This is a genomic window from Rhizobium sp. SG570 (genome assembly GCF_012275345.1).
GTDB classification, from domain to species: domain Bacteria; phylum Pseudomonadota; class Alphaproteobacteria; order Rhizobiales; family Rhizobiaceae; genus Rhizobium; species Rhizobium lusitanum.
On record NZ_JAAZQI010000001.1, the window covers coordinates 524,955 to 545,021 of the forward strand.

General features: G+C 59.8%; 19 protein-coding genes, 1 pseudogene and 1 riboswitch. Of the genes and pseudogenes, 15 read left to right on the forward strand and 5 right to left on the reverse strand.

Annotated elements, in window-relative coordinates:
- Window positions 1–15: 15 nt before the first annotated feature.
- Entirely contained in the window at window positions 16–330 is a 315-nt protein-coding gene (locus FHT28_RS02530) for an antibiotic biosynthesis monooxygenase (RefSeq protein ID WP_037195102.1), read from the forward strand.
- A gap of 49 nt (window positions 331–379) precedes the next feature.
- Here the strand turns inward: FHT28_RS02530 and FHT28_RS02535 are convergent, their stop codons facing one another.
- From FHT28_RS02535 to FHT28_RS02545, 3 genes are all read right to left on the reverse strand, one after another.
- Window positions 380–757 carry a DUF423 domain-containing protein gene (locus FHT28_RS02535; protein WP_092573290.1) on the reverse strand — a complete coding sequence of 126 codons (378 nt, stop codon included), beginning with the start codon at window positions 755–757 and terminating at the stop codon, window positions 380–382.
- Between the two features lie 7 nt (window positions 758–764).
- The gene (locus tag FHT28_RS02540; RefSeq protein WP_168595487.1) at window positions 765–1,154 is read right to left on the reverse strand and encodes a group II truncated hemoglobin; all 390 of its coding nucleotides are present in this window, start codon (window positions 1,152–1,154) and stop codon (window positions 765–767) included.
- 90 nt (window positions 1,155–1,244) lie between these two features.
- Window positions 1,245–2,288, reverse strand: coding sequence for a substrate-binding domain-containing protein (locus FHT28_RS02545; protein ID WP_113118464.1), 1,044 nt, complete (start codon window positions 2,286–2,288; stop codon window positions 1,245–1,247).
- A gap of 135 nt (window positions 2,289–2,423) precedes the next feature.
- Here FHT28_RS02545 and FHT28_RS02550 point away from each other — a divergent pair, with 135 nt between their 5' ends.
- From FHT28_RS02550 to FHT28_RS02615, 14 genes are all read left to right on the forward strand, one after another.
- Window positions 2,424–3,467: a Gfo/Idh/MocA family oxidoreductase gene (locus FHT28_RS02550; protein ID WP_047562461.1), complete on the forward strand. Its 1,044-nt coding sequence runs from the start codon at window positions 2,424–2,426 to the stop codon at window positions 3,465–3,467.
- Between the two features lie 4 nt (window positions 3,468–3,471).
- The gene (locus tag FHT28_RS02555) at window positions 3,472–4,365 is read left to right on the forward strand and encodes a sugar phosphate isomerase/epimerase (protein WP_113118465.1); all 894 of its coding nucleotides are present in this window, start codon (window positions 3,472–3,474) and stop codon (window positions 4,363–4,365) included.
- Window positions 4,366–4,601: 236 nt separating this feature from the next.
- Window positions 4,602–5,870, forward strand: coding sequence for an extracellular solute-binding protein (locus FHT28_RS02560; protein ID WP_168595488.1), 1,269 nt, complete (start codon window positions 4,602–4,604; stop codon window positions 5,868–5,870).
- A 71-nt stretch (window positions 5,871–5,941) separates the two neighbouring features.
- Window positions 5,942–6,847: a sugar ABC transporter permease gene (locus FHT28_RS02565; RefSeq protein WP_037195084.1), complete on the forward strand. Its 906-nt coding sequence runs from the start codon at window positions 5,942–5,944 to the stop codon at window positions 6,845–6,847.
- Window position 6,848: 1 nt separating this feature from the next.
- Window positions 6,849–7,724, forward strand: a complete 876-nt coding sequence (locus FHT28_RS02570; protein ID WP_080760681.1) for a carbohydrate ABC transporter permease — start codon at window positions 6,849–6,851, stop codon at window positions 7,722–7,724.
- A 100-nt stretch (window positions 7,725–7,824) separates the two neighbouring features.
- The gene (gene ugpC / locus FHT28_RS02575; RefSeq protein WP_037195081.1) at window positions 7,825–8,913 is read left to right on the forward strand and encodes a sn-glycerol-3-phosphate ABC transporter ATP-binding protein UgpC; all 1,089 of its coding nucleotides are present in this window, start codon (window positions 7,825–7,827) and stop codon (window positions 8,911–8,913) included.
- A gap of 95 nt (window positions 8,914–9,008) precedes the next feature.
- Window positions 9,009–9,572, forward strand: a complete 564-nt coding sequence (locus FHT28_RS02580; RefSeq protein WP_037195079.1) for a TetR/AcrR family transcriptional regulator — start codon at window positions 9,009–9,011, stop codon at window positions 9,570–9,572.
- A gap of 19 nt (window positions 9,573–9,591) precedes the next feature.
- Window positions 9,592–9,933: an SMR family transporter gene (locus FHT28_RS02585; protein ID WP_037195076.1), complete on the forward strand. Its 342-nt coding sequence runs from the start codon at window positions 9,592–9,594 to the stop codon at window positions 9,931–9,933.
- A gap of 163 nt (window positions 9,934–10,096) precedes the next feature.
- Window positions 10,097–10,882 carry a ThuA domain-containing protein gene (locus tag FHT28_RS02590; protein WP_168595489.1) on the forward strand — a complete coding sequence of 262 codons (786 nt, stop codon included), beginning with the start codon at window positions 10,097–10,099 and terminating at the stop codon, window positions 10,880–10,882.
- Window positions 10,883–10,890: 8 nt separating this feature from the next.
- Window positions 10,891–11,934: a Gfo/Idh/MocA family oxidoreductase gene (locus FHT28_RS02595; protein ID WP_037195072.1), complete on the forward strand. Its 1,044-nt coding sequence runs from the start codon at window positions 10,891–10,893 to the stop codon at window positions 11,932–11,934.
- A 157-nt stretch (window positions 11,935–12,091) separates the two neighbouring features.
- The gene (locus FHT28_RS02600) at window positions 12,092–12,916 is read left to right on the forward strand and encodes a class I SAM-dependent methyltransferase (RefSeq protein WP_047562469.1); all 825 of its coding nucleotides are present in this window, start codon (window positions 12,092–12,094) and stop codon (window positions 12,914–12,916) included.
- Window positions 12,917–12,973: 57 nt separating this feature from the next.
- Window positions 12,974–13,062, forward strand: a riboswitch (Fluoride riboswitch).
- A 116-nt stretch (window positions 13,063–13,178) separates the two neighbouring features.
- Window positions 13,179–14,582, forward strand: a complete 1,404-nt coding sequence (locus FHT28_RS02605) for a voltage-gated chloride channel family protein (RefSeq protein WP_168595602.1) — start codon at window positions 13,179–13,181, stop codon at window positions 14,580–14,582.
- 107 nt (window positions 14,583–14,689) lie between these two features.
- On the forward strand, window positions 14,690–15,079 hold the full coding sequence (crcB, locus tag FHT28_RS02610) for a fluoride efflux transporter CrcB (protein WP_113118467.1): 390 nt from the start codon (window positions 14,690–14,692) through the stop codon (window positions 15,077–15,079).
- 298 nt (window positions 15,080–15,377) lie between these two features.
- On the forward strand, window positions 15,378–16,223 hold the full coding sequence (locus FHT28_RS02615) for an aspartyl/asparaginyl beta-hydroxylase domain-containing protein (RefSeq protein WP_080760682.1): 846 nt from the start codon (window positions 15,378–15,380) through the stop codon (window positions 16,221–16,223).
- Window positions 16,224–16,443: 220 nt separating this feature from the next.
- Here FHT28_RS02615 and FHT28_RS36015 read toward each other — a convergent pair.
- Window positions 16,444–16,669: pseudogene (locus tag FHT28_RS36015) on the reverse strand (flotillin family protein); the annotation flags it as partial.
- 26 nt (window positions 16,670–16,695) lie between these two features.
- Window positions 16,696–20,019, reverse strand: coding sequence for a thiamine pyrophosphate-dependent enzyme (locus FHT28_RS02625; RefSeq protein ID WP_168595490.1), 3,324 nt, complete (start codon window positions 20,017–20,019; stop codon window positions 16,696–16,698).
- Window positions 20,020–20,067 lie beyond the last annotated feature (48 nt).

Below are 20,067 nucleotides of genomic sequence, written 5' to 3' on the forward strand. Positions count from 1 at the left end.
TCCAACGAGGTTGCCATGTACATCGCCATGAACCGCTTCAAAGTCGTCATCGGTTTGGAGAGCGATTTCGAAACGGTGTGGCGGGAGCGGGATTCGCAACTGTCCGAAGTGCTCGGCTTTCTCGAGTTTCGTCTCCTGCGTGGCAAGACGAATATGGATGAGGGCTACACGCTGTTTTCGTCGCACACCACCTGGCGCAGCGAAGAGGATTTCCTCAACTGGACGAAATCCGAAAACTTCCGTCTGGCACACCGCAGCGCGGGTGAAAACAAGAGGCTCTATTGGGGCCCGCCGCAATTCGAAGGCTTCACTGTGGTTTCCGGGATTTGAGAGGGCGTAGCTTAGCTTGCCCATGCTAGCGGTAATTTGCGCTGCCCGTTCATGCTTTTGCCCGGCCCATCCTGAAGAAGGCGCCCAGCGCTATCGCCGCCCAGCCCGAAATCATGCCGAATCCTCCCGTCGGAGCGGCCAGGGGAAACAGTGAGCTGCCGCCGAAGTGGCGGCTGATCAGATCGCCGGCGAAGATCAGCGTTCCAAGTCCCAGCAGCAGGGCGGCGAGCGGTGCCGTACGAATGCGGTCATAGCCGGCGTAAAGCGCCAGCAGGGCAGGGGCGTGGGCGAGGCACATGGTGGAGGCGGCGCCGAGAAAATGCGTATCGCCGCCGTGGGTAGCCGCCGCTGCGAGCGCAACGCCGCCGCCGCCGAGGATACCGGCGACAAACAGGGTAGCTGGACGGATTATGGCGTCAATGCTCATGTCTTCCTCATTCCCGGTTCTGCATGTGGAAAGCCAGCCGCTCGATCGGCTCCCAGATGATCGCTCTCAGCTTCTCGTTGTCGATGGTCTCGTCCATGGCGCGGCGGAAGCACAGCAGCCACTCGTCGCGCTCCCTGGGGCCGATGGCGGCGACGAAATGCCGGCTGCGCAGGCGCGGATGGCCGCGCTTCTCGATGTAGAGCTGCGGCCCGCCAAGATAGCCGGTCAGATATTCGTAGAATTTTTCCTGAGAGCCTTCGAGGCTCGGCGGATGGACGGCGCGGCAGTTGGCCGCTTCCGGCAGCGTGTCCATCAGCTCGTAGAAGCGCACCGTCAGCGCCCGCACGGTCCGATCGCCGCCGATCGCCTCGTAAAGTGTGATGGTTTCTTCGCTCAAGCCATGATCCCTGTTTGCGATGTCCTACATGGCAACTGACAGAGGGTGCCGCAACCGTCGGCAGGGCCGGTGCGGCGTTTCAGCGCTGCTTTATTTGATGCTCGTCCGTTGAAAAGCATCGCTTTCCCCGGGAACGAGTTCGAGCGGCCATATCGTCTGGCGCCTCGTCTTGGGGTAGATGTGGCTGTAGGCGGGCATGCTGGAGAGCAGGATCTCGGCCAGTTCGACACCGAGATCGTGCAGGGATGTGCGAAAGCAGGTGAGCGGCGGTTGCAGGAACTTGGCGCGCGGCGCCTCGCGAAAGCCCACGACGGCAATATCGCGCCCCGGAATGATGCCGGTCTCCATCATCCGCCTATAGAGGCCGATGGCCATCAATTCGTAGATCAGGATCACGGCCGTCGGCCTGTCGTCGAGGCGAAGCAGTTCGTCGGCGACCTGATAGCCGCCCTGTTCGCTCGATTTGGCCCGGATGACCAGCGCCGGGTCGTAGGAGATGCCGTGCCGCTCCAGCGCGCGACGATAACCCTCCACGAAGACGAAGCCGAGGTTGATGTCGCTGGCGGGAGTGCTGATGGCAATGCGGCGGTGCCCATGCGCGACGAGCCGGTCGACCGCGCAATTGGCGACGCCGTCAAAATCAAGGTCGGCCCAGGGATGCTGCGCGCCCGAGAGGCTGCGGCCAAGTGCTGCGAAAGGGATCTTCGCTTTGGCGAGCAGATCAAAGCGCTTGTCGATGCGCTGCGTCTCCGAAATGATCATCGCATCGACGACGCGTCTCGCTACCATGCGCTTAAGATACTCGTAGGGATCTTCATCGTTCGGGCAGGGGAGCATGATCAGATCGAGGTTGTGGCGCGAGAACACGCTCTGCAGCCCGCCCGTCACGGTCAGAAAGAAGTTGTCGCTGTTTTCAACCGTTTCCCTGCTGGATTGGATCATCAAGCCGATGACGTTTGTCGTGCCTTGCCGCAGGCTGCGCCCCGATTGGTTGGCCACATAGCCCAGCTGTTCGGCGGCGGCGAGTACGCGCTTGCGGGTCTCCTCGTTGACATCTGGCTTGCCGTTCAACGCGCGTGATACTGTGCCGATCGAGATATCGAGATGGTCGGCAAGCTGACGAATTCCCTTCATCGGCTGCGGTTTTCCTCCATGCGCCATTTTCCGTTGTCCTCCTCTATTGACACAGGAAAATCTTTTCGCATAGTATCGTAAACGTTTACGGAGCGCGTGTCATGAGGGGTTCGACACCGGCCGCTGGAGGATATCGTGAAATTTAATGCCATTTTGTGCGGGTGCGGAGCTATGTCCAAGGGCTGGCTTAAAGCCATCGCCTCGACGCCATCGCTTGCCCAATCCATTCAGATCGTGGGCCTGGTTGATCTCAACCGGTCGACCGCGGAGAATCTGGCCAAGGAGTTTTCCCTCGACAATGCTGTGATCGGCTCGGATCTGGCCGAGGTCATCGCCGCGACCAAGGCCGACCTGGTTTTCGACGTCGTCATTCCGGCCGCGCGTTTCGGCGTGGTTTCGACGGCGCTGAAGGCCGGTTGCCACGTGCTCAGCGAAAAGCCGATGGCGACGTCGCTCGCCGAGGGTGCGGCGCTGATCGATCTTGCCGCTAAGGCGGGCAAGGTCCATGCCATCATCCAGAACCGCCGTTTCATCTCGGGCATTCGCCGCTTGCGGCGCTTCGTGGAAGAGGGAGCAATCGGCGAACTCACGGGTATTCATTGCGATTTCTTCCTCGGCCCGCATTTCGGCGGCTTCCGCGAGGAGATGGACAATGTACTGCTGCTCGACATGGCGATCCATACCTTCGATGCCGCCCGTTTCGTTTCCGGCAAAGTGCCGGTCTCGGTCTATTGCCTCGAGAAGAACCCTGTGGGCTCCTGGTACAAGCATGGTGCATCGGCTCATGCGCTCTTCGACTTTTCCGACGATGTCGTCTTCAGCTATCGGGGCTCCTGGTGCGCTGAGGGACGGCGCACGAGCTGGGAAAGCCAGTGGCGGCTGACCGGCAGCAAGGGCATGCTGACCTGGGATGGCGAGGAGGATTTCGAGGCCACCATTGCCGGCCATGAGCCGGGGCTGCTGCATGGCTTCACCCCAATCGAGGTTCCCGGCCCGAAGCATGAGGAGGAGACGCATGGTCATGCCAGCGTCATCGCCTCCTTCATCGAGGCGATAAAGACGGGCAAGCCGCCCGAAACCGAAAGCCGCGACAACATCCGCAGCCTCGCCATGGTTCTCGGCGCTATCGAGAGCGCCAAGACGGGCCGGCGCGTCGACATTTCAGCACAAGGACAGTGACATCATGACTAATCCGGCAAAGGCCATCCGCATCGGCACGATGATCAGGGCGACGAACGAGGATGCCGCCCAGGGCATTGCCAAGATCGCCGATCTCGGTTTCGAGAGCTTCGAACCCTTCTTCTGGCAGACGACCAACGGCCAGAAGCTCGGCGAGCTCGGCAAGCGCTGCCTCGACGCCATCGGCGGCCGCGACATCACCATCTCGACCCTCGGCATGTTCGGCAATCCGCTTGAAGAGCGCGAGATGGACCTGCAGACGCTGCAGGGCTGGAAGGACTGCATCGACAACGCCCACCATTTCGGCGCGACCTGCGTTGCCGGTTTTACCGGGCGCATCCGCAACAAGCCGCTCACTGACAGCCTGCCGCGCTACAAGCAGGTGTGGAGCGAGCTTGCCAAGCGGGCCGCCGACAAGGGCATCAGGATTGCCTTCGAGAACTGCGCCATGGACGGCAACTGGGCGACCGGCGATTGGAACATCGCGCATAATCCCGATGCCTGGGAACTGATGTTCAACGAGACTCCGGACGACAATATCGGGTTGGAATGGGAGCCGTGCCATCAGATGGTCTATCTGATCGAGCCGCTGCCGCAGATCCGCAAGTGGGCCAAAAAGATTTTCCACGTCCACGGCAAGGATGCGACGATCCGCTGGGATGTCATCAAGGAGCACGGCATCTTCGGCAAGGAGCAGTTCGTCTTCATGCGCACGCCGGGCTTTGGTGACAGCAACTGGACCGACATCATTTCCGAGCTGCGCTTGGCCGGCTGGTCCGGCTCCATCGACATTGAGGGCTGGCATGACCCGGTCTATCGCGATGCGCTCGAAATGACTGGCCAGGTTCATGGCCTGAACTATCTCAAGGCAAGCCGGGGTGGGGACTTCATCGAGTAATGCATGCATCCGCAAAACTGCATCGATTTAGGAAGCAAGTTGTGCGTTAATGAAATGCCCTGAGTGATCGACGCTTAGGGCATGACGGGATACCCAACGGAGGAACTGTCGAGCGTCCGCACCTTGTCCCATGGGACAGGCGGGCGCTTGGCGCAGGTGAGAGGAAAACGCCGATGGCAGCGCGGGCCATGTCATCGGACAGATACCGTCAAGGTTCGCATGGTGGAGGAGAATGTATGAATATTTTTTCGAAGCTGGCGATCTCCGCCGGCATGTCGCTTCTGCTTGCCGCCGGTGTGGCGCAAGCGCAGAACAAGACATTTAACGTCTGGTGGTTCGAACTGCCGGATACTTCGCAGGCCAAGGCATGGACCAAGGCGCTGGAAGAACTGAAAGCAAAGCATCCCGACGTTACGATCAATTTCGAACAGAAGACTTTCGAGCAATTGCAGAAGGCAGGCAGCCTCATCCTCAACTCGGATCAGGCACCTGATGTTCTGGAGTACAACAAGGGCAATGCCACGGCTGGCCTCGTCGCCTCGCAAGGTCTGCTGACGCCACTCGACGATCAATTCAAGTCGCGAGGCTGGGATAAGATCCTCAACGAAACCAATAGCCAGCTCAGCAAATACGATGGGAACGGAATCTACGGTTCGGGCCCAATTATCGGCATTCCCGTTTATGGCGAATTCGTTTCGGTTTTCTACAATATCGACATGTTCCAGGCTAACGGCGTGAAAGTGCCGACCACGCTGGACGAGTTCGAAGCTGCATTGGACACTTTCAAGAAGAAGGGCATTACACCGCTTGCCTATGGTACGGTGGATTCCAACGCACAGCATCTGGTCTATACGCTTGCACTGACGCAGGCTGACGACACCTGGGTCAAGAACTATCAGGGGCTCAAGGCACCGCTTGATACCAAGCCCTTCCTGTTTGCCGCTGAGAAGATCGCCGACTGGGTGAGCAAGGGTTATATTTCGAAGGATTCGACCGGCCTGAAGGGTACCGGCGGCGCCGACAATCTCTTCTCATCGGGCACAGCTCCGATGTTTGTCAGCGGCACCTGGAACAACGGCAACTTCGCGAGTTCGATCAAGAACTTCAAGTGGAGTCAGTTCATCTTCCCGACCCCGAAGTACAGCGTGGGTTCGACCGGCAACCTGTTCATGGTGCCCAAGAGCGCCAAGAACAAGGATCTCTCGTACGAGTTCATTGATCTCGTCCTGCGCAAGGAAAACCAGAACATGCAGGCCAATCTCGGTGGCGTTGCCATTGCCGCCGATCCGGCCTCGGTCACCGACGAAGTCGGCAAGCGCAACGTCGAACTCTTCAACCAGATCTCCGGCAAGGGTGGCCTCGGCTTCTACCCGGACTGGCCGGTGCCTGGCTATTACGAACTGCTGATCCAGGCGACGACCGGCCTGGTCAATGGCTCGACCACGCCTGATCAATTCGTTGTACGCCTGAAGAAGGCCTATGACGACGTGCAGGCGGCCCAATAACACCATCGGCGACAATCACAACGGCGGGACGGCTTTCATGCCGCCTCGCCGTATCGGACTGGAGGAATTCGATGGAGAATTCGAGGAGCGCCGGCAAAGCGGGGTACTATTTCTACATGATCCCCGGCATGCTGGGGTTTGCGGTAGTGGTGCTCATTCCGCTTATTGCCAATTTCGCGATCAGCTTCACGACATGGAAGGGCGGCGTCATCCCGCCTCGCTATGTTGGTTTTGAGAACTATCAGAGGCTACTCCAGGATGCCGCCTTCTGGGGCTCGATCCAGCATACGCTGCTGTTCATCATCTCGATGACGATCGTGCCCATTCTTCTGGGGCTGGTGCTGGCGGCAGTGTTGTTCGACTATATCAGTGCACAGTTCAGCGAGACATGGTCGAGTTTCTTTCGCGCCGGCTTCTACCTGCCGCAAATCCTGCCGCTGACCGCGGTTGGTATTCTATGGGGATGGATCCTCAATCCCATCGGCATCATCAACGCGGTGCTGAGGGCGATCGGCCTTGATTTCATGGCGAAGAACTGGCTGGGGGATGCAAACTATGCCCTTTGGGCGGTTTCAGCCGTCATCGTCTGGGTTCAGGTCGGCTATTGCCTTGTCGTCTTCATGTCCGGATTGGCGCGCGTCGATCCGTCGCTTTACGAAGCCGCCGAGCTCGACAATGCGAGCTGGTTCGGTCGCTTCCGCTCTATCACCATTCCCATGCTCATGCCCGAGATTTTCGTGGTCGCTCTCACGACGCTGATCGCGGCCCTCAAGGTTTTTGCGCCAATCTATGTCCTGACATCAGGCGGCCCGGACAATGCAACGACGGTTCCGTCTTATCTTTCCTACTATCATTTCTTCACAACGAACCGCGTCGGTTATGCCGCATCGATCGCGACGCTACAGACAATCGTGACCATCGTGCTCGGCATCGTGTTCCTGCGCATGCAATCGAAACAGTCCGAGGGAGGGCACTAATATGACAGCTACGTCTTCGCTCTCTAACTCGGTTGCTTCGGTGCATCATCGCCAAGGAAAGGGAGTTGGCCGCTGGATCGTTCTGGCTATCCTGCTCGTCTTCCTGGCCGGAACGTTGTTTCCGTTCTTCCTGGCGGCTTTCAACGCCATCAAGACGCCTTCGGATTATGCCGCCAATGGTCCGCTCGCCTTCCCGCAGAGCTTCGACCTGACGGCGCTCAAGAACTTCTGGGCGACAGTCGATTTCCCCCGGAAGCTCTTCAACAGCATCCTTATCAGTGGATGCACAGCCATACTGGCTGTCGTCCTCAGCCTGCTCAACGCCTATGCCATCGGCATCGGGCGGGTGCGTGGCGGGCAGGCCTTGCTGGTTCTCTTGCTGATCGCCATCATGGCGCCGCAGGAAGCGCTGGTTTATCCGCTTTACTACATGGCAAAGCAGGTTGGGCTGTTCGACTCGATGCTCTCGGTGATCCTGATCCTCGGCGTCCTGCATACCGCTTTCGGCACCTTTCTTCTCTCATCGGTCATGGCGACGTTTCCGCGCGAGATCATCGAAGCAGCGCAGATCGACAATGCGAGCCGCTGGCAAATCCTTTGGTTGGTGATCGTCCCCGTGATGCGGCCCACGCTCGCCGTGCTCGCGACCTTCTTCTTCATCTGGACCTGGAACGAGTTTCTGATCCCCCTGGTGTTCCTGGTCTCCAACAACAACCAGACGGTCTCCGTCGCCATGGGCGTGCTGTCGGGATCGAATACGCAGGAACCAACAGCGATTGCGGCGGCCTCCTTGCTCGGCATCACGCCCACGGTGATCTTCTTCCTGATTTTCCAGCGTACGCTCACACGGGGCGTGGCTGTCGGTGCGGTCAAATAAACCAATGCGGAAAGTCCCGTCCCCTCGGCAATAATCCGAAGGGCCGGGACGGGATGAATGGCAGATCTGGCAAAATTCAAGTTTTCCGCAGGAGGAGAAAGTGGCAGGAATTAACATCAAGTCCCTCACCAAGCATTTTGGTGCCGTGCAGGTTCTCAACGACATCGATCTGACGATCGAGCGCGGGGAGTTCGTCGTGTTCCTCGGCGGCTCCGGCTGCGGCAAGTCGACGTTGCTGCGGATGATCGCGGGCCTGGAGTCGATCACCAGCGGTGAGATCTGGATCGGCGGGCGGCGGGTCGATCAGCTGCCGCCTGGCGAGCGCGGCGTATCGATGGTATTCCAATCCTACGCGCTCTATCCGCATATGACCGTTCGCGACAATATGTCCTTCGGCCTGCGCAACATCAAAACGCCGAAGGCCGAGATCGAACGACGCATCGAGGCTGCGGCGAAGATTCTAGAGATGCCGCATCTTCTGGATCGCAAGCCTTCGGCGCTGTCGGGGGGCCAGCGCCAGCGCGTAGCGATCGGTCGCGCCATCGTGCGCGAGCCCGATGTCTTCCTGTTTGACGAGCCGCTGTCCAATCTCGACGCCGGCCTGCGGACCCGCACGCGCGTCGAGCTGGCGCAGCTGCATGAACGGCTGGGAGCGACCATGGTGTTCGTGACGCACGACCAGGTGGAGGCGATGACGCTTGCCGACCGTATCGTGCTGCTCAACAACAAGAAGATCGAACAGGTGGCCACGCCTGTCGAGATCTATACGCGCCCGGCAACCCGCTATGTCGCGCAGTTCGTCGGCTCTCCCGGAATGAACTTTATTACCATGGCTAGCGTCGGCGAAGCAGGCGGCCTTGCAACTGCGACTTTGCCGGATGGCTCGGTCATCAACACGGCGGTGCCGCTCAACGGTATCGGAGGCTCTGCTTTGACGCTCGGCATCCGCCCGGAGCATCTGGTGGTCACGGCAGCGGAAAAAGGTAGCATTGCCGGTCACGTCGAGACGGTAGAGCGCCTGGGCGACCGCTCGCTCGTTCATGTTCGGCTCAAGGACGGTTCGAAGATCATCGGCACGGATCCGGGCATGACCACCGTCATTGCCGGTTCGCCGATTGCATTTGCCGTCGATGCGGCAAAGGTGTCGATCTTCGATGAGAATGATGTCGCGCATCATTGCGTGAATTGAGGAGAGAATGGCCCGGATGATGTCTGGAATTCATGAATTTTAGGGTTGCCGAATAGTTCGTTGACGAAACCGTCTAATTGGTATGTTATGCCGCCATGTCCACTGCGCACCATAGGAAAAAGCAGCCTCTGTTCGTCCGCCGGCAATTGCTGGAGGTGGCCGCGCGGCTTGCCTCGGAAAAGGGGATGACGGCGGTGACGTTGGACGCCGTTTCCGGTGCGTCGGGTGTCAGCAAGGGCGGATTGCTGCATCATTTTCCCAGCAAGAACATGCTCCTCGAAGCCCTGTTCGACAGCCTGATCGAGCGGCTGGATGCGGCGATAGAGGAGGCGATGCGCGCCGATCCACTGCCGCACGGACGCTTTACTCGCGGCTATCTCCACGCCTGCCTTTCGCTGCGCGACCAGCCGCAGGGAACGAAAGATTGGGCGCAGGTGACGATGGTGCTGCTCAGCGAGCCGCAATTGCGCCAGCGCTGGCATGACTGGGTGCGCGAGCGCAGCGAGGAATATGTCGGAACGGACTCCTCAGTGGATGCGGCAATCGTCAGGCTGGCGACCGACGGGATCTGGCTGGCGGACTTGCTCGGCAGTCAGGACATGGACGAGAGCGCCCGCCACAGGTTGGTCGAGCGGCTGATCGAGCTCACGCAACTTTAGGAACATCGGAGAAGACGGAATGGCGAATGCATCGGTCTATGCAATGCTGCTGGTTGCGATCGTGCTGGAAGTGATCGGTACGACGGCATTGCAGATGTCGCAGCAGTTCACCCGCTTCGGCCCGACGGCCGTGCTGGTAGTCTGCTACACCGCCGCCTTCTATTGTCTTTCGGTAACGCTGCGGGTCATTCCGGTGGGCATTGCCTACGCCATCTGGAGTGGGCTCGGCATCGTGTTGATTTCAGCCGTTGGGCTGGTGTTTTTCCGCCAGAAACTCGATCTTGCCGCCATCGTCGGCCTGGTGCTGATCATCGCCGGCGTCCTTGTCGTCAATCTCTTTTCAAAATCCGTGTCGCACTGAAAAAGCAGGTGTTATCCATGGCCGTTTTTGCCTTTGTCAAATCATCGGGGACGCATTATGTCTTGCGCAGGATGGCTGCTGGAGGCTCGAAAAGCGGCGCTTTTCCAAAGCGCTTTGGACCGCATAACCTGTTCAATTTCAATGGTATAAGAGGAGTGCCGTAATGACTATTCGTGCCGTCGTTTGGGGCGAGAACATCCATGAGCAAACTAACAAGGTCGTCGCCGAGATCTATCCGGAAGGCATGCATACGACGATCGCCAAGGCGCTGAATGCCGATGCCGGTATCGAGGCGACTACTGCAACGTTGCAGGAGCCGGAGCATGGCCTCAGCGAGGCCCGGCTGAAGGATACCGATGTCCTGCTTTGGTGGGGCCACAAGGACCACGGCGCCGTCAAGGACGAGATCGTCGAGCGCGTAGCCAGGCGCGTCTGGGAAGGCATGGGTCTCATCGTCCTGCATTCCGGTCATTTCTCGAAAGTGTTCAAGCGGCTTATGGGCACGCCCTGCGCGCTGAAGTGGCGCGAGGCCGGCGAGCGCGAACGTCTCTGGGTCATCAATCCGCGTCACTCGATCGCCGCCGGACTTGGCGAGCATTTCGAGCTCGAAAACGAGGAAATGTACGGCGAGCAGTTCTCCGTTCCCGAGCCGCTGGAAACGGTGTTCATCTCCTGGTTCCAGGGCGGCGAAGTCTTCCGTTCCGGCATGACCTGGCGCCGTGGCGCGGGCAATATCTTCTATTTCCGCCCCGGCCACGAGACTTACCCGACCTATCACAACGACACCGTCCACAAGGTGCTGATCAACTCCGTGAAATGGGCCCATAATCCGCTCGGCACGCAGGCGAGCATCCACGATGCGCCGAATGTGCCGGTCGAAAAGGCGCTGGAGCCGATCGTCGAGCGTGGCCCAAGACTGCACCAAGCCGGCGAAGCCGGTTATCGCTGAGGTATAATATGCGTCTCATAGTAGTTGGCACGGGCGGCATGGCGAAGAACCATGTGGAGCATTTCGCCCGTATTCCCGGCGTCGAGATCGTCGGCGCCGTCGATACGGATGCGACGAGGCTCACAGCCTTTTGCGATACGTTCGATATCAGGAACCGCTTCTCGTCGCTGGACGAGGCGCTGGCCTGGAATGAATTCGATGCGGTGACCAACGTCACGCCCGACAAGGCCCATCATCCGACGACCCTGCCGCTGCTTGCCGCCGGCAAGCACGTTCTTTGCGAGAAGCCGCTCGCGGAGAACTATGAAAAAGCGCTTGAGATGACGGAGGCGGCCGAAAGGGCAGGCGTCGTCAACATGGTCAACCTGACCTATCGCAATGTCGCGCAACTGCAGAAGGCGCGCGAGATGGTGATCTCGGGCGAGATCGGCACAGTGAAGCATGTGGAAGCATCCTATCTGCAGAGCTGGCTCGTCTCCAGGGCATGGGGCGATTGGCGCAGCGAATCCAAGTGGCTCTGGAGGCTGTCCACCGGTCATGGCTCCAACGGCGTTCTTGGCGATATCGGCATCCATATTCTCGATTTCGCCGCCTATGGCGCGGCGACCGATATCGATCATGTCTTCGCCCGGCTGAAGACCTTCAACAAGGCGCCGGACGAGCGCATCGGCGAGTATACGCTGGATGCGAACGACAGCTTTTCGATGTCGGTCGATTTTGCCAACGGTGCGCTCGGTGTGGTGCATGCGAGTCGTTGGGCGACAGGACATCTGAACGAGCTGAAGCTGCGTATCTATGGCGAGCGCGGCGGCCTTGAGGTGTCTCATAGCCCGAATGGTTCCGAACTGCGCGGCTGCCTTGGCGATGACACCGAAACGGCGACGTGGAGGGTCATCGAGGTGCCGCCGGTGTTGACCAACTATCAGCGCTTCGCCGAGGCTGTTATGACCGGCAGCAGCCAGGACCCGAGCTTCCGCCACGCTGCCAACTTGCAGCGCGTGCTGGATCTCGCCATGGTGACGGAGACGGAGCGGCGCGAACTGAAGGTTTGACGCCGTCTCGGCTTCATCTCGACATTCAAACGGCCGCCTTCGGGCGGCCGCTTCATTAAGGTCCACCCATATTATCGCAATTGCTTGACGGGATACGGAGGCAGGCGCAGCATTCCTCCATGAAAGCTCCGGATACGAGGTTGTGGGAGGAGGTGTTATGTCCACCGAAGAAAAGGTTGCTAGCCACTATACGCATGGATCACTGGAGGAGACGCTCCTTGCGGCACTTACCGCGGGCGGTAAGGATATCGATCATCTCAGCATCGACGACCTTGCTGGGATCGATGAATTCCATCTCGGGCGGCGCGAAGCCACGCGGGAGTTTGCTCGGGACCTCGACGTGAGTGATGGCCTGCGGCTCATCGACATCGGATCAGGGCTTGGCGGGCCGGCGCGCTATATCGCCAGCACCTATGGCTGCGCGGTCACCGGCGTCGATCTGACCGATGAATTCGTCAAGGTCGCCAATGTCCTGACCGAGCGTTGCGGCATGGCCGCGCAGGTGTCGTTTCGGCAGGCGAGCGCTCTGGCGCTTCCCTTTGCCGACCAAAGCTTCGACCGAGCGACGCTGATCCATGTCGGCATGAACATCGAGGACAAGGCGCGTCTGTTTGCCGAGGCGCGGCGTGTGCTGAAGCCCGGCGGCCGGTTTGGTCTCTACGAAGTCATGCAGATGCGCGACGGCGCGCTGCCCTATCCGATGCCCTGGGCGATGACGCCGGAAACGAGCTTCGTCCGCAGCCCCGAAACCTATCGTCAACTGCTCAAAGAGGCCGGCTTCACCGTGGAATCCGAGCAGGACCGCAGCGCTCTGGCGATCCGGATGGCGCAGGAGATGCGTGCCAGCGCTGCCGTTGGCGGTCAGACGCTGAGCCTCGGCGCACTGATGGGGCCGAGGGCGGCGGAGCGCGTGGGCAATGTCGGCATGTCGGTCGGAAGCGGCCTGATTGCGCCGATCGAAATGATCGCCAAGGCCGATTGATGGAAATAGAGTTGGCGGGCGCCCGGATTGACAGAGGCGCTTTCCTGTCTGTATGAAAAATCCAACGGTAATGGATTTCTGCCGGGCCATGGTGGCCGAACCGCTGCCTTGAATTTTCCAGGGAAGCTGATGACTCCTACTCAAAGCGCCTCGAAAGGCGAGGGAGTAGAGTCATGTCTTTTTTATTGCCGTTATCTCTTTCAGATTTCATATCCATTGTCCCCGACAGAGCCAATTTCGGTGCTGCGGGAGGGGCGAAATGATGTCCGCATCTCTGTTCTTTCAATATCGTTTTCAGCAATTTCGCGGCCTGTTCAAATGGGTAGCGCTTGTCGTGCCGATGGCGGTAGCCGTCGGTTCGCTCTGCGCACTGTTTCTGTGGAGCCTGGATAGGGCAACGGCGGGGCGTTTCGAACATCCCTGGCTGATCTTCCTGATGCCCGTTGCCGGTTTCCTGATGGTGTTGGTCTATCAGCGCTTCGGCCGCGGCGCGGAAGGCGGCAACAACCTGATCGTCGATCAGATCCATGAGCCTGGCGGCGGCGTGCCGCTGCGCATGGCGCCCTTCATTCTCGTGTCGACTGTTCTGACGCATTTGGTTGGTGGCTCGGCGGGGCGCGAGGGAACGGCGGTGCAGCTCGGCGGCAGCATTGCGAGCGCCTTCGCGAGGGTTTTCCGCCTCAGTCATGCCGAGATCCGCATACTCCTCATGGCGGGCATAGCTGCAGGCTTTGGCGCGGTCTTCGGGACGCCGATCGCGGGCGCGGTCTTTGCGCTTGAGGTGCTGACGATCGGGCGCATGCAGTATGAAGCGCTGATCCCGAGCCTTGCGGCCGCGATAACAGCCGATTGGACCTGCCATGCCTGGGGCATCGAGCATATCCAGTACCATATCGGCTATCTCTCAGGCACTCCGGCGAGCACGTTCCATCTCGATGCGCTGCTGCTTGTCAAAGTCGGCGTCGCCGGCGTGCTCTTCGGCCTGATGGCGCGCTGCTTCAGCGAGATCTCGCATATAGCGTCTGCGGCCTTCAAGAGGCTCTGTGCTTACGCGCCGCTGCGGCCTGTCATCGCCAGCGCGGTGCTGATCGGTCTCGTCTATCTGCTTGGCACCCGGGAATATCTCGGGCTTGGCGTCTGGTCGCCCAATCCTGCCGACGCGACGATCCTCGGCTTCTTCGATCCGGCTGATGTCGATTACTGGAGCTGGTTCTGGAAGGCAGTTTTCACGATCGTCACCCTCAGCGCCGGCTTCAAGGGCGGGGAAGTGACGCCGCTGTTCTTTATCGGTGCCGCACTCGGCAATGCGCTTGCGGCGATCCTCGGCGCGCCTGCTGATCTCTTTGCAGGTCTGGGTTTCGTCGCCGTCTTTGCCGGGGCCACCAACACGCCGCTCGCCTGCATGATCATGGGCATCGAGCTCTTCGGCGCCACGCATACGGTCTATCTCGCCGTCGCCTGTTTTCTTGCCTACATCTGCAGCGGCCATACCAGCATCTATTTGTCGCAGCGTCTCGGCATCGCAAAGAGCGCGGCCTCCGGCCACATTCCCTCCGGTATCCCTCTTCGCCATATTCGCGACATCGCCATGAATGGACGCAGTGAAGATGATCGCAAAAACAATCAGGCCCCGCCGCCGCTACAACAGGAGCGGGACATTCAATAAGGTCGCTTTGCGATTGTCTCGAGCATTGCGAAGCTGATGATCAAGATGTTTTGATCGGCAATGTCGTGGACGTGAATATCGGCGCTTAACCATAGCGGGAGATTGTCGTGATCTATCTTGTCGTTTTTCTTGGCGCCGGATTGGGTGGCGCTTTCCGTCTCGGCGTCAACGAGCTTGCTGCTCGTCTGTTCGGGGGCGAATTTCCGTTCGGTACGCTTATCATCAATGTCGTCGGCGCATTCATCATGGGGGTGCTGACGGAATATTTCGCCTTCCGTGGCGGAGTGTCGCAGGAGCTTCGGCTTTTTCTGACAACAGGCATTCTGGGCGGGTTCACGACGTTTTCAACGTTTGCGCTGGAGAGCGTCGTGCTTTGGGAGCGCGGCCAATGGATGCCCTTCGTGGCTTATGTCGGCCTGTCCGTTTTTCTGTCGCTAGGGGCCCTGATTGCCGGATTTGCCGTTGTCCGGCTAATAATTCAGGCTCAAACCATCTAGGCGGATGGCTCAAGTCTGTCGTGCCGTATTTTTGCCAATTCTGGGGTGAATTTCTTCGAGAAATCACCGGAGATTCAATCCACGACAAATCACCGCTCGTTGTGAACGGACTCTCTTGCGAAATTCGACTAATCAACTCATATAAACGCTTATTATGATCATCGCATAACAGAGGAGTCCGGCGTCAATCAGGAACGGGCGGGCGAGCATTGAAAGCGTCGAACCTGTTGCTCCCCCGGAATTTCCGTGCAGATTCCCCCTGAGGCAGCCTTCCTCCCTGACCGCCCTAAAGACAGACATGACGGAGAGCCCCTTGAGCGCACCTGCTCCCACTTCCACCGAATCTCATGCTCCGGAACAAACCTTTGGCACAACCGGCATCGCGCCGATGGACCGCCCGAGCGCCCTGACACGTTTTTTCATGGGCATCGTTGCCTGGGCCGAAGGCCTCAATCTGAAATATGCCAAGCTCGGCAATCCGCCGGTCTACAACAGCGCGACCTTCCCCTGGGCGGCCGAGATCGAGAAGGATTATCCGGCGATCCGCGCGGAGCTCGAAAAGGTGCTGCTGCGCCAGAGCGAGCTGCCGACATTCCAGGACATCTCCACCGATGTGAAGACCATCTCGACCGATACCCGCTGGAAGACCTTCTTCCTTCTCGGTTTCGGCGTGAAATCCGAGCAAAACATCAAGGCATGCCCGAACACCTGGGCGGCGGTACAGAAAATCCCTGGGCTGACGACCGCCATGTTCTCCATCTTCGAGCCCGGCAAGCATCTTCCCGCGCATCGCGGCCCCTATAACGGCGTGTTGCGCCTGCATCTCGGCCTCATCGTGCCAGAACCACAGGACCAGCTCGCCATTCGCGTCGACAAGCAGATTTGCCATTGGCAGGAAGGCAAGGCGCTGATCTTTGACGACGCCTACGAGCATGAAGCCTGGAACCACACCGACAAGACCCGCGTGGTGCTCTTCGTCGATTTCGTCAAGCCGCTGAAATTCCCGGCCCGCTTTGTCAACTGGGCCTTGATGAACCTGGCGATCTTCACGCCGTTCATCAAGGAAGGTCTCGACAACCACAAGGAATGGGAAAAAAAGTTCTATGCCGAGGCAGAGGCGTTGAGAAATCGCCCAAGGGCATAATCCAGCCTGGCTTGTGAATTCTACGAAAAACCCCGGAATCCACTGCGGATTCCGGGGTTTTGCTTTTGGTCGGTCAGGCGCAGCCGTTAAGCTGGCTTATCCGCCGCTTCGGTATCTTCGTTATTATCATCGCTTGACTGCGTGGTAGCGGTTTTACCGCCCAGATTGCCAGGCGGCGCCGAGATGGCATTGTCACCATCGAAGCCGGCTTCCTTGAGCAGGCGGTGGCGAGTGCGCGTACGGCTTCGGCTTTCGCCTGGCTTCCGACTCCTCGCGACTCTTGCTGGCGACCGCAATGGTGCTTTCCTGCGCGACGATCCGGTTGTCGCGCGAGCCTCCGTCTCATGCTGCTGGACAGCACGGGTCGAGCCGACGTTGGCGGACTCGCGCACCTGCTTGGCCATGACTTCGCGTTCGGCGATTGCCTGTTCGGCGGCGATGGCTGCAATGGCAGCAACCGCTGCTGCGATGACTATTTTATCGTGCGCACGATTGCCGCGCCCGATGTCATGCCGCCGCCGAAAGCGACGAGGCCGAGATTGAGTGGCTCGGGCCGTTCGTTGGCGACGTGAAGCATGGCAAGCGGGATGCTCGAAGAGCTGGTATTGCCGTAGTTCTCGATGACGCTCAGTGCCGGGCGGCCGCTGCGCTTGGCGATGGTATCGATGATGCGCTGGTTGGCCTGATGCGGCACCAGCAGATCGAGATTGGCGAGTTCAATGCCGGCGTCGACACAAGCGTCCTCGATCGAGCGGGACATGGAGTGCACCGCCTCGGTGAAGACCGCGCGGCCGTTCATGGCGATGACGCCTTCATCCGGCAGAGGGACGAAGAGAAGATCGCCCGGTTCCGGGCGGCCGCTGATGGTCGGACGGCTCGCCGCAAATAGCGGGCTGCGCGCCATGTCGCGGGTGGTCACGAGGCTGGCGGTGGCGGCGTCGCCGAACAGGATGGCGGTGGAGAAATCCTTCATGTCGAGCAGCGGAGACAGCACTTCCGAGGTGACGATCAGCACCTTCGCGTCATTCTGCTGCGCGATGAAATCGTAGGCCTGCTGCAGCGCGTAGAGATAGCCGGAACAGGCGGCGCCCATATCGTAGGCTGCAAGGGACGGCCGCACGCCATCTTCGGCGACCGCAACGGCGACGCGGCTTGCAAGCGACGGCGTGGCGATATCGGGGGTGCCCGTCGCGGCGATGACCAGATCGATGTCGTGGATCGACATCTGGGTCTGGCGCAGCAGATCGCGCACGGCCGCTGTCGCAAGGCTCAACGTGCCTTCTCCCGGACCGACCCAGAACCGGCTCTTGATGCCGGTCAGTGCAAAGATTTCGTCGGCGCGCCGGTTCGGCCAATGATGGATGATGTCTTCGTTGGCGACCCGGCGGGCGCCGGTCGCAAAGCCGATGCCGCTGACGGCTATTTCCGAGAAACTGCCGGAATGACGGCGCAGTGCCGGAATGGAGTGCGATTTCAGGCGGCGCAGCACGAATTTGTTTTGCGTCTCCGAGGCGAGAGCGAAGTTCTGTTCGCTCGTATCCCGGTTGGCGTCAACAGTCAGAAGCGTGCTGTCGGTGGCGATCTGGTCACCGATCCTTGCGAAGACCTCGAGCACGACTCCGCCGATATTGGCACAGATTTCCACCGAGGCCTTCGTCGCCTCGACGACGGCCACGAGCTGACCGACCTCGATCGTGTCGCCCGGCTTGACCAGGAGATCGGTGATCAACACGTTCTCGTCGGCGGGACCGGAGCCGATTGCCTTGATGGCGGCGGTCGGGCCGCTATCATCCTCTTCGTGCCAGGTGACCTCGCATTCGAGAACCTCGGCCATCAGGTCGACGAGCTTGCTGTAGGACGGCAGCATTTCGAGCTGGTTGCGGAAATTGAAGGGAACATGCGCGTCCGAGCGGGCAAGCCTGCGGACGACGACGGGAACGTCGGCCTTTTCGGTGACGGTGGCGACGATCTCGGCGCCCATGCCGACAGTGCGGTTGTCTTCATGCACGACGATCAGCCGTCTCGTGCGCTTGGCGCTTGCCAACACTTCCCTTTCATCCCACGGCGAGATGGAGCGGAGGTCGATCACCTCGACGGAAAAGCCCTGCGCTTCGAAGGCCTTGGCGGCGTTGGCACAGAGAGACACCGTGTTGCCGTAGCTGACCAGTGTCAGGTCGCGGCCGCGGGCAGCGTAGCGCGACAGGCCCGGACGGACGAAATGCTTGTCGAGATCGGTCGAGGTGCGGCCGTCGGAATTGTTGAGCACCGCTTTCGGATAGAGGAAAACGGTGGGGCGCCTCGATTCGAACGCGGCATTCAGCAGGCCGGCGGCATCGCCGGCACTGGAGGGCATGACGACATCGATGCCGGGCGTATGGGCCAGCATGCTTTCGAAGCTCTGCGCGTGGAATGGCCCGAGGCCGGGCTTGTAGCCGCCGCAGCTCACCATCAGGATCACGGGAGATTCCCAGGCGCCCTTGGTGCGCCAGTACATGCTGCCCATTTCCGAGACGATCTGGTTATAGGCGAGCGGCAGGAAATCGGCGAATTGCAGGAAGGCGACTGGCCGTTGCCCGGCGAGCGCCCGGCCGACGGCGGTGCCGACGATGGTGGATTCGGTGAGTGCTGCGTTGCGAACGCGCTCGGGATATTTGGTGCTGAGGCCGCGGGTGACGCCGAAGACATCGCCCTTGGGATCTTCGATATCCTGGCCGAACAGCACGACTTCGGGATTGGCGGCCAATTGCCTGTCGAGCACGCCGTTCAGCGCCTCGCGCATGGTCAGCGTTGCTTCGCGCTCGAGACCGCGATACTCCGCCGTTTTGGCGAAGGAGGCAGGGTATGGGGCTTTTGCGTCCGGCTCGACCTCGGGTGCATCTTCCTTGCGGGCGAGTGCGGCTTCCGCCTGCACTTCGGCTGTCAGTTCCTGTTCGATCTTCTCGAGCGCATCAGCGCTGACGCCCGCTTTTTGAAGCATCGCCCGCAAGTTTGGAAGTGGATCGCGAGAAGAGCCCGATTCGATTTCCAATAGGGTGCGATAGGTCTTCTGGTCGTCGGCATTGGTATGGTCGGACAGGCGCTCGAGATTGAGAAGCACGATGCTCGGCGTACGGTTGTTGCGGCTGTGGCGAACGGCCTTGCGGAAGGCCTCTCGCGAGGCCGGCAGATCGTCGCCGTCAGTGCGGATGATGTCGATGCCGTAGAAGGAGGATGCGGGGCCATCGGGCAGATCGAAGAAGGTCTGCTTGCTGGTCCGTGTCGAGATGGAGAAACTGTTGTCCTCGACGATGAAGACAATCGGATACTGGCTGCGAACCGCTTCTGCCACGGCCTCGAGGAACTCGCCCTGCTGGGTCGTACCGTCGCCGACGCAGCAGATGGCGATCGGCATGCCGGGCTTGTATTTCAGCGATGCGGCGACACCAACCGCATGCAGCGCATTGTTGCCGACCGGGCCGACGATGGAGGTGATGTTGAGCGCGCGTGAGGATAGATGCGCACTCATCTGCCGGCCGGCGGAATGGGAATTGGCTGTGGCGAGCAGGCTCGAGAAGAACTCACGAATGGGCATGCCGCGCGCCAGCATCAGGGCCTTGTCGCGATAGTGCAGATGCAGCCAGTCGTCGTCATGGAGGAATTCGTTGAGCAGCGCCGTCGACTCGTGCCCGGCGCCGGAGACATGAAAATGTGCTATGCCTTGCTTAATGAATTCTCGCTCAAGCCTATCTATTTCTCTAGAAATAAAGAATATTCTATGGAGTTGCTTGAGGTATTCTGTGGTAAACCTCCCTTCCATCTCAATGATTTTCCTAATCTTTCATCATGAATAATTTGTGTGGACCTA